This window comes from Photobacterium carnosum, assembly GCF_002849605.1.
Classification (GTDB): domain Bacteria; phylum Pseudomonadota; class Gammaproteobacteria; order Enterobacterales; family Vibrionaceae; genus Photobacterium; species Photobacterium carnosum.
This window is the reverse complement of sequence record NZ_NPIB01000007.1, coordinates 151008-165387: the sequence shown is the minus strand read 5'-3', so window position 1 is coordinate 165387 and position 14380 is coordinate 151008. Positions and strand designations below refer to the sequence as shown.

10 protein-coding genes are annotated in these 14380 nt (G+C 40.7%); 1 reads left to right on the top strand and 9 read right to left on the bottom strand.

The window, feature by feature from the left end:
• Positions 1–205: 205 nt before the first annotated feature.
• The 8 genes from CIK00_RS08485 to torC all read right to left on the bottom strand — a co-directional run bounded on the left by CIK00_RS08485 (position 206) and on the right by torC (position 11114).
• The gene (locus tag CIK00_RS08485) at positions 206–1948 is read right to left on the bottom strand and encodes a Kae1-like domain-containing protein (protein WP_101768453.1); all 1743 of its coding nucleotides are present in this window, start codon (positions 1946–1948) and stop codon (positions 206–208) included.
• Positions 1945–2490 (bottom strand): HyaD/HybD family hydrogenase maturation endopeptidase, encoded by a 546-nt coding sequence (locus CIK00_RS08480; RefSeq protein ID WP_101768452.1) that lies wholly within the window; start codon positions 2488–2490, stop codon positions 1945–1947. The genes CIK00_RS08485 and CIK00_RS08480 overlap by 4 nt, the downstream gene beginning before the upstream one ends.
• 5 nt (positions 2491–2495) lie before the next feature.
• Positions 2496–3239, bottom strand: coding sequence for a Ni/Fe-hydrogenase, b-type cytochrome subunit (gene cybH / locus CIK00_RS08475; protein WP_101768451.1), 744 nt, complete (start codon positions 3237–3239; stop codon positions 2496–2498).
• Between the two features lie 13 nt (positions 3240–3252).
• The gene (locus tag CIK00_RS08470) at positions 3253–4956 is read right to left on the bottom strand and encodes a nickel-dependent hydrogenase large subunit (RefSeq protein WP_101768450.1); all 1704 of its coding nucleotides are present in this window, start codon (positions 4954–4956) and stop codon (positions 3253–3255) included.
• A 3-nt stretch (positions 4957–4959) separates the two neighbouring features.
• Complete coding sequence (locus CIK00_RS08465; RefSeq protein ID WP_101768449.1) at positions 4960–6096, bottom strand: hydrogenase small subunit; 1137 nt, start codon at positions 6094–6096, stop codon at positions 4960–4962.
• 429 nt (positions 6097–6525) lie between these two features.
• Positions 6526–7173: a molecular chaperone TorD gene (gene torD, locus CIK00_RS08460; protein WP_101768448.1), complete on the bottom strand. Its 648-nt coding sequence runs from the start codon at positions 7171–7173 to the stop codon at positions 6526–6528.
• 152 nt (positions 7174–7325) lie between these two features.
• Positions 7326–9854, bottom strand: a complete 2529-nt coding sequence (torA, locus tag CIK00_RS08455) for a trimethylamine-N-oxide reductase TorA (protein ID WP_101768447.1) — start codon at positions 9852–9854, stop codon at positions 7326–7328.
• A 93-nt stretch (positions 9855–9947) separates the two neighbouring features.
• Positions 9948–11114, bottom strand: coding sequence for a pentaheme c-type cytochrome TorC (torC, locus tag CIK00_RS08450; protein WP_101768446.1), 1167 nt, complete (start codon positions 11112–11114; stop codon positions 9948–9950).
• A 198-nt stretch (positions 11115–11312) separates the two neighbouring features.
• On the opposite strand from torC, the gene torR reads away from it, so the two are divergent.
• Positions 11313–12026 carry a two-component system response regulator TorR gene (gene torR, locus CIK00_RS08445; RefSeq protein WP_101768445.1) on the top strand — a complete coding sequence of 238 codons (714 nt, stop codon included), beginning with the start codon at positions 11313–11315 and terminating at the stop codon, positions 12024–12026.
• Positions 12027–12613: 587 nt separating this feature from the next.
• On the opposite strand, the gene panP is transcribed toward torR, so the two are convergent.
• Complete coding sequence (gene panP, locus CIK00_RS08440; RefSeq protein WP_101768444.1) at positions 12614–14266, bottom strand: pyridoxal-dependent aspartate 1-decarboxylase PanP; 1653 nt, start codon at positions 14264–14266, stop codon at positions 12614–12616.
• Between the last annotated feature and the right edge of the window lie 114 nt (positions 14267–14380).

The following is a 14380-nucleotide window of genomic DNA, read 5'->3' as shown; positions in this document are numbered from 1 at the left end:
CTAAATTAGCAGCATCGTGTTTGAATGCGACTGAATAAGTTGTTCGAGCTTTTTTCATTATGTACACCATTTTGATATTAAGAGTATTTTATCCTATTTAGGTGTACAAGTTCATTAAGCCACAACAATTGGACAATAATAAAACCCCACAAAAAAGCCCCATCACTAACAGCAATGGGGCTATTTAATTCAATAAGAATAAACCTTAACGGCGGCGCATTTTTAAGAACAATGCACCAGCACTTAAATTGCTGCCATCAAGTTCTAGTTTACGGTTTACCACGATAGGGAAGTTCTTACCTACACGTAAGCAAACGCGATCTGCTAGCACTTCATTAGCAAAGTCACTACCTGCAAGGGTAACGGCTTTAATGCCACCAGTTTCGTCCATACGTTCGATCCAGTTAGCAATATAGTCTGCTAGTGAGTCCATCACACCAAAGGCGAGTTTGTCGTAATTAACTTCATCAACGACCAAACAGAAACTCATTAAACTGCCGACCATTTTTGCCCAATCAATGGTTCGTTTGTTATCGACCATATCTAATGGAAAATCGACACGGTGACCTTGATTGTCAGCATTGTGGAGTGATTTAGCGATCAAGGCATCATTCAGATATTGAACACTATCATGACCTGTTTTAGATAAACCTAGTATCGTAGCTGCCAATGCAAATAAACCAGAAAGTTGGTTATTACACTCATTTAAGATTAATTTATTAAGCGCGTTATAACTTACAGGTATTTGATATTTAAATTTCGCTAATACTTCAGCTTGTTCACCAGCGGCTAATGTCGCAATCATTTCTGAGCCTGAATGCGGCAGGGTAGGCATGGTTAAGAAAGTCTCAGTGCGAGTAAATCTATCTTGACTAACAATCTCGCCTGCGGCATAGCGGCCAAAGTAAATAGCGGCACTATGACGACCCACTCCTGATTCTAACATTCCACCATGCAGTGCACAGATCGGAATAGTTTGTGCTGGTGCATCATTGGAATGATGAGGTTGATAATCAAAATGAATGCGACGCTTGCTCCAATAGGCATTTAAGCCATTGATGCAAGCTTGATCATGTAATGGTTCAACCGCTTTGAATGGCGCTAAAGGATTAATCACCGGATCGCTACAAACCTGACTCCAACCTTTATTAATTCGTGCAATTAAAGGTTGCTGATGATTGGTTTCAATGTGTAAATAATCGATACCACGTACACGGAGTATTTCAGTCAGTATTGTTAATACGCGGTTGTAGCTAAAGCAGAGATCATATAACGGTTGATCAAGCTGAGCGTGATGTTGTTTAGATCGAACAGTAACACGGGGTTTTTCTAAGCTCGATAACGCTAACACATGTAACGATGGCACAAGAAAGTGCATTGGTACATTATTAGGGTTACAAACAATGACTTGTTGACGCTGCTGGTGTGCGATGACAATAGGACCACGACTTAAATGAAATTCATGTTGTTGGTTATTAGCTAGCGGTAAGCTAAAGCTGACATGACCCGTATTCATTACCGTTTCAGCCCATTGCTGAATCTGTTGGCTAGTAATAGAGGGATCAACCAATTTTTCACCATGACAATGTGAACAAGTAATATCCACTTCACCAAATAATTCAGATTGGTTATCACCAAGAGCAGGTTCGCAATAACTACAAAAAGGCAGGTTATGCGCAGTTGTTATTAAGGGAACAATACGCCCTTCACGGTGACGAATTTCTTTGATTGAAGAGTCAATTAGCCAAATAGACAGTAAGAAATCTTTGGATATTTGATCAGCTAATGCTTCAAGTTGTGGTTGGGTGCCAACGGCTTCAATAAGGTAACGATTTTTATCATAAGCAATAGTGATTTCCACTTGTTGATTGGCTAAATAATCGTTACATAATTGCGCATAGAAAGGTACAGGGCGTGAACAGGTAAAAGAAAATTGAATTAATTTCATTGTTCAATGCCTCGTTTGTAAGCCGTAGGAATCAGGCTGTTAATATCAATATTATTCACTTTTTCGCACGTTATATCGAGAGCGGAAAGGTGCTTAATTAGTGCAGATTCCATAACAGGTATTGCTGCATTAATTTTAGAGGTTAGACCCATATGCATTGGCTCTAACACTGTTGGTGTAACGCCTAAAACATATGTTTTAGGACGATCGCCAACCAGCTCCATCATGATTAATGTTTGTAGCATTTCCACTTCGTGAGCACTACCTTGCCAATCGATTTCAGCAGGGGCTTTATCAAAGTCAAAGAAATACACTTCACCAGCATCTACATCTGCGGCATTCACTGTATCAACCACAACAAGGTGGTCATATTGGGTTAATGTCGGAATAAGACAATGTGCTAACGTACCGCCATCAATAAGATCAATCTGATGGTCGGGGTGCGTAAAGCGGTAATTTTCTGTGAGATAATTGACGAAATGTACGCCGACTCCTTCGTCGGCGTACAAGACATTGCCAATACCAAGCAGCAATATCTTCATTTGCGCTAGTGGCCTTTATTTTTTGAGTGACTATTTTGATGAGCATGATGCTGAACGGGATGATTGCCGTTATCTGTTTTTTTTACGTTTACCGCGTGGTAATCATAACCAGACATAATGGCATCAGCAGAACCGTTACGGAAACGGATCCCTGTCCAAATCACCATATACACGTGGATCAATACAAAAATAATGAATGCCCAAGTAATATAATGGTGCCATTTACGTACTTCATCTAGCCCGCCCATCGCGTATGCGACCCATTGAGCAGGTTCCCACATCATGCCACCAATAAAGTGGTACACATTAGCATATAGCGTTAAGCCAGTCACACACATGAAGATGGCAGCGATAGAAATCCCTGCATAAACCATCAGTTGTAAAGGACCATAAGCGCCATGGTGCGGAGCATTACCCATCCAAAAATAGGCTTTGATCTGTTTTACCCAGCTTTTGGGACTCACGATATCTTGAATCGAGCGCCGTTCAACGTTGCTACGACTGAAAAAGAACAGATAGACACGAATCAGTGTTACGGCGATTAAAATAAAGCCTAATACTTCATGTGCTAAACGGATCCAGCCTTGTTCAAGCACATTGGTGCTATCGGGTGCGACTAAAAACGGCCAAGCAATATAAAAACCAGTAACGACTAGTCCAAAAACTGCAAAGGCACGTAGCCAGTGGCATAAACGAATAACGAATGAAAATACATAGGATCGTTTATACAACACAGTATTTGTTGACATGATAAATCCTTAGTTACATTGCCTGAGCTGGAATACGGAATTCACTAAGAGATTGACCTTTATAATCCATTACGTGTACTGAACACGCCATGCAAGGGTCAAATGAGTGAATAACACGTAATACTTCTAATGGTTTTTTCGGATCTTCAAGGTGTAATCCTACTAATGACGCTTCGTATGGACCAACCTTGCCGTTACCATCAATAGGGCCCGCATTCCATGTTGTTGGTACTACTGCTTGGTAGTTTTCAACTTTAGCATCTTTAATACGTAACCAGTGGCTTAAGAAACCACGTGGTGCCTCAATGATGCCAACACCTTTGTATTCTTTATTAGGATCAATCGTCGGTTCGATGTAAGTGGTATGATCTGAATTTAGGTTAGTAACCATAGATTCAAATGTTTCTAGACCATGACGAGAGATAGTTAATGAATGCAACATACGTGCAGCAGTACGACCAAGGGTGGTAAATAAAGCGCCTGCAGGTAGTCCTGTTTGTTTTAGGAAATCATTTACAACTGGTGTTACACGAGGGTTACCCTGTGCGTAGTTAACAACCATTGTTGCAAGTGGACCTACTTCAACAGGTTCGCCATTATAACGTGGTGATTTAACCCAAGAATATTTACCAGCTTCATTGATTGTTGGACGTTTACCAACAATAGTATCGCGCTCAATAAACGGTGTATGTTCAGGGATTGTAGTACCATCGTATGGATGTTGAGGCTTGTTAGCGTCATACCATGAGTGAGTCACATCTTCGGCAATTAGATTAATATCAATCTTTTCTGCTTTAGATAAATCTTTATTACGGATGACACCACTAACAAAAAGATGATCATCTGGGTTAAGTAAAATAGATTCACTACACATGAACGTATCAACGTTACAACCACCAAGAACACTTGGTGCAGTACCATAAGCCGCTGCTGCCATTAAAATATCAGCTTGGTATGCGCGTTCAACAAAGTCAGCAACATGTTGATATTTTTGCTTGAATTCTTGTAGGCGAGCAGGGTCTAGCATGTCACGTACACATGTTACACCACCAACAACAATCGATTGTGGGTGTGGGTTCTTACCACCCCAAACTGCCATTGATTCTGCTGCAATACGTTGAACTTCAAGAGCTTTAAGGTAGTGGCTTAAACCGATCAAGTTTTGCTCAGGCGTAAACTTGTAGGTTTTATTACCCCAGTAAGCATTAGCAAATGGACCTAACTTACCGGTATTGACTAAGCCTTGCACTTTTTCTTGTGCAGCACGTAAGTCGCCTTCACCAGCTGCTATTGGTGTTGCTGAGTACTTCATTGCTTCAGCCGCAGCTTTAGCAGGATCGGCACTTAATGCTGAAACAACATCTATCCAATCTAAACCATGCAGAATGTAGAAGTGCACAATATGGTCATGCAATTGTAGAGTCGTTAAGATCAAGCTACGAATGTATTTCGCATTGAGAGGAACTTGGGCATTAATTGCATCTTCAACAGCCAACGTACCACATAGGTAGTGTGATGATGTACATACACCACAGATACGTTGCATTAATAGGCCAACATCATACGGTGTACGGCCTTTCATAATAATTTCAAGACCACGGAACAGGGTAGATGATGCCCATGCTTTGTTGATCACGTTATTCGCATCAAGTTCAACTTCGATGCGTAAGTGGCCTTCGATACGAGTAATGGGATCGATAACGACGCGCTTGCTCATGGATTATTCCTCGACTTTTTTAGCAAAAATACTACTGACTGCGTGTGCACCAATACCAACGGCAGTGACACCTAAAATAACTGCACCAATGGTATCTGCGGTAGCATCTAAACCATGAACAGGTTGGCGACTTAATGGTTTTTCGAAATCTGCCATATCATCCCAAAAGTCAGGTTCTGAACAACCGATACAACCATGACCTGCAAGTACTGGCCAGCTAGTGTGAGCATTAAATCGCTCAGTAGGACAGTTGTTGTAAGTGTAAGGACCTTTACAACCCATTTTGAATAAGCAGTAACCTTGTTTGGCATTGTCATCACCAAACTGTGTTACGAATTCGCCAGCATCAAAGTGACCACGACGTTCACAGTTATCATGAACACGTGCGCCATAAGCCCATTTAGGACGGTTGAAAATATCTAATGCTGGTAAACGACCAAACATGATGAAGTACATTAATGTACCGGTAATGTTGGCTGGGTTAGGTGGACAACCTGCAACGTTAACCACTGGACGGTCAATAACCGTACCGACACTTTTCGCGCCAGTTGGGTTAGGACGAGCGGCTTGTACGCCACCGAAAGATGAACATGTACCGACACAAATAACTGCGGCAGCATCGGCTGCAACACGTTTAATTAGTGAGACACCTGTTTCGGCTTGGCTACCTATAGTAAGGAAAGTACCGTTATTTGCTGTTGGTACTGCACCTTCAGCGGCAAGTAGGTATTGACCTTTATAAGCTTTCATTGCGTTATCAAGATTTTCTTCTGCTTGATCGCCAGCGGCGGCCATGAGCACTTCTTGATATTCAAGTGACACATGTTCAAACAGTAATGTACTGATATCAGGTGTGGTGCTACGTACTAATGATTCAGAACAACCTGTACATTCGGCAAGGCTCAACCAGATAAGTGGAACACGGTCAGAAAGCTCTGCAGCCTCTGCAACCATGGTACTAAAAGGTAGCGGGAGTGCCAGTAATGAAGTGATGGTTGCACTCCAAATCATGAAATCACGACGGGTAAAGCCATTTTGTTCAAGTTTTTTCTGAAAAGATCCCTCACGAAGAGGTTTCGTATTTCGAAGCTCAGCAAGACGTTTCTGGCCGAGTTCAAAAAGGGCTGCATGCGAGTCCATGTATCAACCTTGTTAGCTATGATTAAATATACTTTAGAAGTATTACACACCAATTTTATGACTTAAATCAATAGAATTAGTTGATCTGAATCAGATTTTGAAAATTTGTGTGACAAAATAAAAAATCAAAAATGAACTTATGCATAAAATAATAAGTGGTAATGATAATTGCTATTATTTCAAAGTGTTATAGTCTGTTTTTGACCATTAACCCTATGATTAAAAATGATTTTATTTAAGCGGCGAATTGAATGTATTCGCTAAGGTTTTGCATTATTATGCAATATAAAAGGAAATTAAAATATAAATATTTTGAAAGAGTAGTTTGTTAAATTCTAAAATTAGAATTTTTTAGCAATGTGACATAAAAAACGGCCTTATTTGGTTAAATAAGGCCGTTTTAATGCGTGTAATGAAAGCTAAAAAAGCTTATTCACCAATAAGAAATTTCTTATCAAGCATGCAGAATGAAAGGAGTAGATTTGCAGCTGCAGCATAGAAGCCAAAGCGATCACGTATCTGGCATTCTTTAGCAAATAACGGTAACCAGTTTAGTAGCATTGTATTGATGAATGACAATTGTGATTGCATCAGAGCTTCACGTTGTTCTTCAGTTTTCTGCTGATTACCCATGATGATTAAATTACCCATGAAGTCTAATTCAATGGCAAGGTGATCAGCTGGTTCATTAAATTCTTTGCGCTGTGCAATATCAAATGATGCCATAAGCTCATGCATTTCTTGTGCGGGCTTATCGTTTAGTAATCCTGTTTTACCGACATACATTGAAGCGTAAGGCAACGCTCCTGATTTTGGTGTGCTTAAAAATAAACCACAAAAATCAGCGGCAAGTTCTAGTTGCTCGTCACTGCGAGCATTAGACTTTGTAATGGCTGCTCGAAAGTTATCAACGGGTGCTTTTAATTCCTCAGTCATACCAAGACCCGACAGGAAGGTATACATCTCACCGCCATGGTATTCATGTAGATCTGCATCACTTAATTCACGGGCGAAAAGTGAAGACATCCACCAATAGATTTCAGCTCGTTGTTCATTGAATGCGATAAATTCTTGCATGGTCACTCCAGACATAAAACATATTCAAATAAAGCAGTTAAGTAGAGTATACCTAACGGTTATTAGAATAGGTTCTAAAAAATGAAATAAAGGCGATGAAAATAAGATTCATCGCCTTTATGGATTGATTTATTCGGCTAACAATGGATTAATTATTTATCCATTGCAGGGAATAGTGGATCAATGCCAGTTTCATACGTCGGGCCGTTAAAACCAGTTACTTCAGGTACTGGGCCTGTGTATTTCTCAATATCAACCACAGCGGTGTGCGCTGATGTTGCTTGTGCTAGTTGAGAAGTACCGATATCTAACGTTAATACGTTTGGATCGCCGTAAGTACAGATTGTACCTGCTTTGCCGCCTTCTAATGGGCTATACCAAGCACCTTCATGAATACGACAAACACCTGGTGAGTAGTCTTCAGTAACAACCGCACCCGCTAATACTTGACCACGACCGTTAAAGACACGTACCAAATCACCCGATTTAATATTACGAGCAGCAGCATCTTGAGTATTGATGTAAATCGGCTCACGATCTGCAACAGCGTAAGTTGCACGGAAGTCAGTTGATGAACATAACTGTGAGTGCAAACGATTATTGGGGTGACAGCTTTGTAAGTGAAGCGGATAGACATCAGAGCGTGGACCACCGTGACTACGTTCTTCTTTTTCAAACCACATTGGGTGACCTTGACAGTCGTTATAACCCATATCTGCGATGGTCTTACAGTAGATCTCAATTAGACCTGATGCTGTACCTAGTGGCTCAAGATCCGGTTCGTTACGGAATGATTCGTGACGTACCCACTCTTTGCCCGCAGGGAATTCAATATAACCATCACCTTCCCAGAACTTAGAGAAGTTTGGCATACGAACACCGATACCACGGCCTTGCAAACGCGCACCGTTGTAGATTTCTTCGATGATTTCCATTTTTGTTTTACCGCCAGTAAATGCTTCTTCACGGTTGAAGCGTGCACATAGCTCACGGAAAATATCAAAGTCATCTTTAGATTCAAACATTGGCTCAACAATCTTACGTAATGCAAGGATACCTTTGTTGGAGTGGTTACCAAACTGCTCGATATCATCACGCTCGTAAGTGGTTGTTGCAGGTAAGACGATATCTGCAAAACGACATGTTGCTGTCCATTGGTGCTCGATAGAAACAACGGTCTCTAGTTTCGTCCACGCTTTGATCATACGGTTACGATCTTGGTGGTGAGCAAATGGGTTGTTACCGCTGAAGATCGCCATCTTCATGTATGGGAAGGTAATTTCGTTACCATTCCATTGAATCTTCGTACCTGGATTAGAGATACAATCAACAAAGCGCGCAACAGGAATTGTCTTAGCGTAACCTTTAAAAGAACCGTTGTAGATTGGCTCTACGCCTGTTACACCACTAAAGCCTGACATTAGTGGGCCAGCCGAAGTGATAGTACCTGCGTCGTTGTAGTGCCAGCCAAAGCCGAAACCACCACCAGGTTGACCAATTTGACCAAGCATTGCGGCAAGAACAACTAGCATCCACGCCCATTGTTCGCCGTGTTGCATACGCTGTAAACACCAACCGCCGACAAGCTGAGTACGACCACCCGCCATTGTACGTGCTAGTTCACGGATCTGACTTGCCTTGATGCCACAGATTTTCTCTGCCCATTCGGGAGTCTTAACGATACCGTCAGTTTCGCCCATCACGTAAGGCATGAACTGCTTAAAGCCTGTGGTGTAGTTAGCGATGAATTCTTTGTCGTATAGATTTTCAGTGTATAGCGTGTGCGCAATCGCCAGCATCAACGGAATATCTGATTGTGGGTGAACAGGTAACTGCTCACCACCAACAAACTTCATGGTTTGGTTACGGACAGGGTCAATGTGAATAACTTTAATTTCTTTGTTTTTCACTTTTTCAGCAAGTTGCTGGTATGAACCGTATACGCTGTGATCAGGAACCAACCAACCTACTTGAAGGTTTTTAACGGGATCCGTACCCCACATTACGATGGTATCTGTGTTTTTAAGCACGATATCCCAAGAGGTTTGTTGCTCGTAGACTTCCATTGCACCAGCAACGTAAGGAAGAATAACTTGTGCAGCACCTGTTGAGTAGTCACCCATTTTACCAAGGGTTGTACCGTGTAGGCTGATACCACGTTTCATCATCGTACCGGCGTTGTGTAGTTTACCTACAGACTGCCAGCCAGTATGACCTGCGTATAACGCACTTGGGCCATAAGTTTCTTGAACACGGTTTAATTCGTGTTGGAAGAAATCTAATGCTTGTGACCAAGGCACACGTACGAAACGGTTGTTACCACGTTGGCTTGTATCAGACTTGTAGCCTTGTTTTAGCCAATCGATACGGATCATTGGGTATTTAACACGTGCATGGTTGTATACCACTTCACGTACGGCATCTAGCATAACTGTTGGGTGTGGGTCTTTCTCAAACGGTGTGGTTTCAGTCCATACACCGTTAACAACTTTAGCGCGGAAAGCACCCCAGTGAGAGCCACAAAGCACTTCACCGTTAAAACCTGTTATTGCATCTGTTGCTGCCATTGCTTTACGAGGAGCAAGCAGGCTAGTACCGACAACTGATGCAGCACTTGCAATCGCAAGACCAGATAAGAAGCGGCGGCGTGTAATGCCTTTATGATTGTTTTGAGTCGCCATAGTTGGAGAATCCTTAAACTTTAATTTTTATCGATGGGGCGGGGATAACCGTTATCACCCGCCTATCATTTAATCGTTTATTGGTGCGCTGGATTAATGCGCGCCAGTACTACCGGTATCGCTGCCATGGTTCTGAAGATATTTAAGTAGTGTGCGTTCTTCAGTTTTAGTCAGACGGTAGTAAGAGCTCATGGCTTTCAGACTTGCGATCCAGCCATTTGCAGTAAAATGGCCAGGATCAGGCGCCGCATGACAAGCGTTACATGTAGACGCGTACATATCTTCTGCGTAGTTCCAGATTGGTTTAATACTATCAATCATGTCTGATTTAGTAACCCAACCTTGAACGCTGATGTTCTGCCATACAATGTTAGTTGCAGGATCAGTTTCTTCTTTAATGATTTTCTCGTTCGCTTTCACTTCGCCACGGATAGTTGCCTTAAAGACACGCTTGCCCATGTACTCAGTCATTACACGACCTTTACCTGCTTTTTCTAACCAGCCGTTAACTTCAACTTTTAGCATGTCGCCTTTGCGTTCAAGTACGGTGACTTCAGAAGCCGGTAATAATTTACCTTCTGATTTACCTTTTGGATCATCAGTTGCAAAGATATCTTTCTCACCTAATGAGTAAAGTTTCTCAGCCGTTGCACCTTGAGAGGTTGCTTCGGCTTGTAGCCCTTGGAAATCTTTCTGGAAACCACCTGCCATGTTTGGCAGTTCGTGTGCAATACCTTTGTGACATTCAATACAGTTCATGTCTTTTGACGCTGCTTCTGTCATTGCAGCAGCAGCGGCAGGTGATTGCTTAGCATGGTCCATAGCAGAATAGTTATGGCAACTCTTACATGTGCTTGAGTTTTGTTTTTCCATGCGTTTCCAAACCATTTGAGCCAATTCTAAACGGTGCTCTTCAAATTTTTCAGGCGTATCGATTTTCTTGGTAATAAACTGGTTATACACATCTTTTGATGCCATTAACTTAGTTTCTATCATACCGACTAAATCTTTCGGTTGGTGACAGTCAACACAGTCAGCACGAACACCTGAAGCATTTTTGAAGTGTACAGATTGGGTATACTCTTCATAGTTTTGCTGCATGGTATGACAACCAACACAGAATTCATTGGTTGATGCATGTTCAAAACCTTTGTGCACAGCAAAAATGCCACTCACGGCGATACCAATACCAACAAGCACCAGAGCAAGAATTGAGTACTTGCTGCTTGGTTTCGTCAACATCTGCCAAATTTTTTTCATTTTGAAAGATTCCATTTAAAAGAATGCTCACCGTAGGCTACGGTGACGGTTAAAATTTTATGAGGTAATCTTATTGTTACGATATGAATAAGGTTAACGCTACGAATGAATAGCCAAGGCAGAGTTATGACAAATTGTGAATGGTCTTAGTTTGTGCTACCGTTCAGCAAGAAAGCCAAAAACTAAAAAGAGAACGACATGACCCATCACATACTTGTTGTAGAAGATGAAATTGTTACCCGCACAAAATTGGTTGGGTATTTTGAGAATGAAGGATACAAGGTAAGCCAAGCAGACAGTGGCGCACAGATGCGCGAGATAATGGCAACGGAAAAAATCAACCTTGTAATGCTTGATATTAACCTACCTGGCGAAGATGGCTTAATGCTAACTCGTGAGCTTCGTAGCCGTTCTGAAGTAGGTATTATTTTGGTGACTGGACGTACCGATAGTATTGATAGAATTGTTGGTCTAGAAATGGGCGCAGACGATTATGTAACTAAGCCTTTTGAATTGCGAGAGCTATTAGTTCGAGTGAAAAATTTGTTATGGCGCATGACGTTAGTAGAAAAAGCGCGTGATGAAACGATGGTTGAAATGCAGGAAGATAACATCATTCGTTTTGGTGAATGGCAGTTTGATATTAATAAACGCGCACTGACACATAACGGTCTTCCAGTGAAGTTAACTAAGGCTGAATATGAGCTGTTAGTTGCGTTCTCTTCACACCCAAATGTAGTGCTAAGCCGTGAACGTATTTTGAACATGCTAAGCCACCGTGTTGAAGCGCCGAATGACCGAACTATTGATGTTTTAATTCGTAGAATGCGTTCTAAAATGGAACTTGATCCGAAGAACCCACAGATTTTTGTTACCGTCCATGGCGAAGGATATATGTTTGCTGGCGACTGATAGTAGTCTTGTTTGGGTCAGAAAAACGTTGTCTCAATAAAATAGTTATGACATAAATTGACATAAAAATGCCCTATTTGAAAAGAATAGGGCATTTTTTTTGAACGCTATTTGGGCGATTTTTTGATTTATATCATGATTCATTGAAATATTTTTTTGGGTCAAAATGGAACAAAATCGCGTATTGAGAATTATTATTAATACCAAGACCGTTTTGTAACATTACAGAAACTATAAAAATGATTTACGGACACTTGGTGAAACATATTTGCAGCAATGACATTGAAAAATGAAATCTTATGAACATGTATTTTGAGCTATATTCCCTTGTAAAATTTATTTTACCTTAAATTGATACTTTCAATGTGTAAGTGAGTGAATATTAATAAAGGTAAATAATGCTTTTTGGTGATGCTATTCATACTACAATCATTCACTGTTCATAGTTAAGTTGTGATTTATTCATAAAATAGTCATATATCGAATGAGGCATTTACGCTAATTAAAACCAATGAAATGGCAAAAAATGCGATATGCCGTTAATTTTAAGAAAATACCGTATAGATATAAGCGCCTTATATATCGTTTTAAATTCTTTTTTCTAGTATTTTTTCAGTCAATTTAATGATTTTAGGCAGGCTAATAGTGCTTTGTTGTGCAAGTTGTTGTTGCTCAATAAGGACATTTTCTAGAATTTCAGTGGTTGTTAGAGGATTTGCTAGCACAACCCGAAACACAGTCGTTGCTTTTCGTTGCCACTTTTCAGGGGTAATACGCGTACGTGATACAAATGATTTACCTGATTCTCGTTGGCGTTTTTGAATAAATTGGGTGAGATCATTTAACAGCTCTAGCAATATTTCACGTTGTGCTGGGGTTGCTTGTTGTAATGCTTGTTGTGTGTTTTTGGGAACAAAGCGGTAAGTCAGTAGGCATAATTCAGGTTCAGTAACTAACTCAAAATCAGGGTGCTGTTTAATACATTGTGCAAAGTAAGCGGCTTTTTCAATGCTGTTATTGATCAATAATTCATAGCCAGGGCGACTAATAATATTCAGACTCGCAAACAGTAACATCGCCATACCACTGCGTGATCCTTCAAGTGTATGACTGCCTAAATCTTTTGAACCTTCTCGAAGAATATATTCAGCATGATGCTCAATTGCACTCATTAATTCTGGATTTTTAAAGATCACCATGCCAGCACCCATTGGAATATAGAGCTGCTTATGGGCATCGATAGTAATTGAGTCTGCGCGTTCAATCCCTTTCAATAAATGACGATATTTATTTGACATTAAAGTAGCACCGCCCCAAGCCGCATCAACATGGAAGTGACATTGGTGTTCGGCCGCAATATCTGCAAGCTGATCAAGGGGGTCGATATTGCCCGTTTCTGTGGTACCTGCAATCCCAATAATCGCAAAGGGTTTAATATTTTTCTGTTTTAAAATATCGAGTGTGATTTGTAATTCATCAAGATCAATACGATTATTATCATCAGTTTTTATGGCAATAAGGCTATCTCTGCCGATACCTAAAACATCTGCTGCTTTTTTAAGAGAATAGTGTCCACGTTCTGATACGAGAATAGCAAGATCATCATAACCATAGTGCTTCATTGCTCGCAGTAAACCTTGTTGTCCTACACCCGTGAAATCACCATCAGGTTGTAATACTGTATTACGAGCAACCCATAATGCGGTGATATTGGCGATGGTGCCACCGGAACAAAAAGCGCCTAAAGAATGGTCAGCACTGTGCATCCATTGTTGGTAGAAACTTTCATTTTGATTAAATATTAACTTATGAAGCATACCTAAAACTTGACGTTCTAGTGGTGTAAATGCTTTTGATGTTTCTATTTTTACGAGGTTTTGGTTTAGCGCGATCATGATCTTAGACAAAGGCATCATGAAATAGGGTAGTGCAGAGGTCATGTGACCGATAAACGTAGGCGCAGCAGTATGAACTGATTGGGCGACAAGTTTATTTAATAAGAATTGGGTATGTTCAGAAACAAAAGAAGGAACTTCCGGAATATTCGGATTAGAGAAATCTTTTTCAATTTCAGCTAAGGGTTTTTCGATTGCTGCGATATGGGTTCGCAGAAATTCATTGAGGTTTTCAGAAAGCTCTTTTTCGATGGATCCCAAAGTTGAATCAGGTGCTTCTGGTATAGTAAAAATGCGATGCAAAGATTCTAGGGATGCATCTGCAGTACGATTATTAGCCGCCATAATTTATTTAACGTTTCCATAACGTTGGCAAAGTATCGTTAATCTAATCGATATTTTGAATGATGTCTCGAATTATTTCGATATGGTCAAAATGTAATCACTTCAAATGAAATC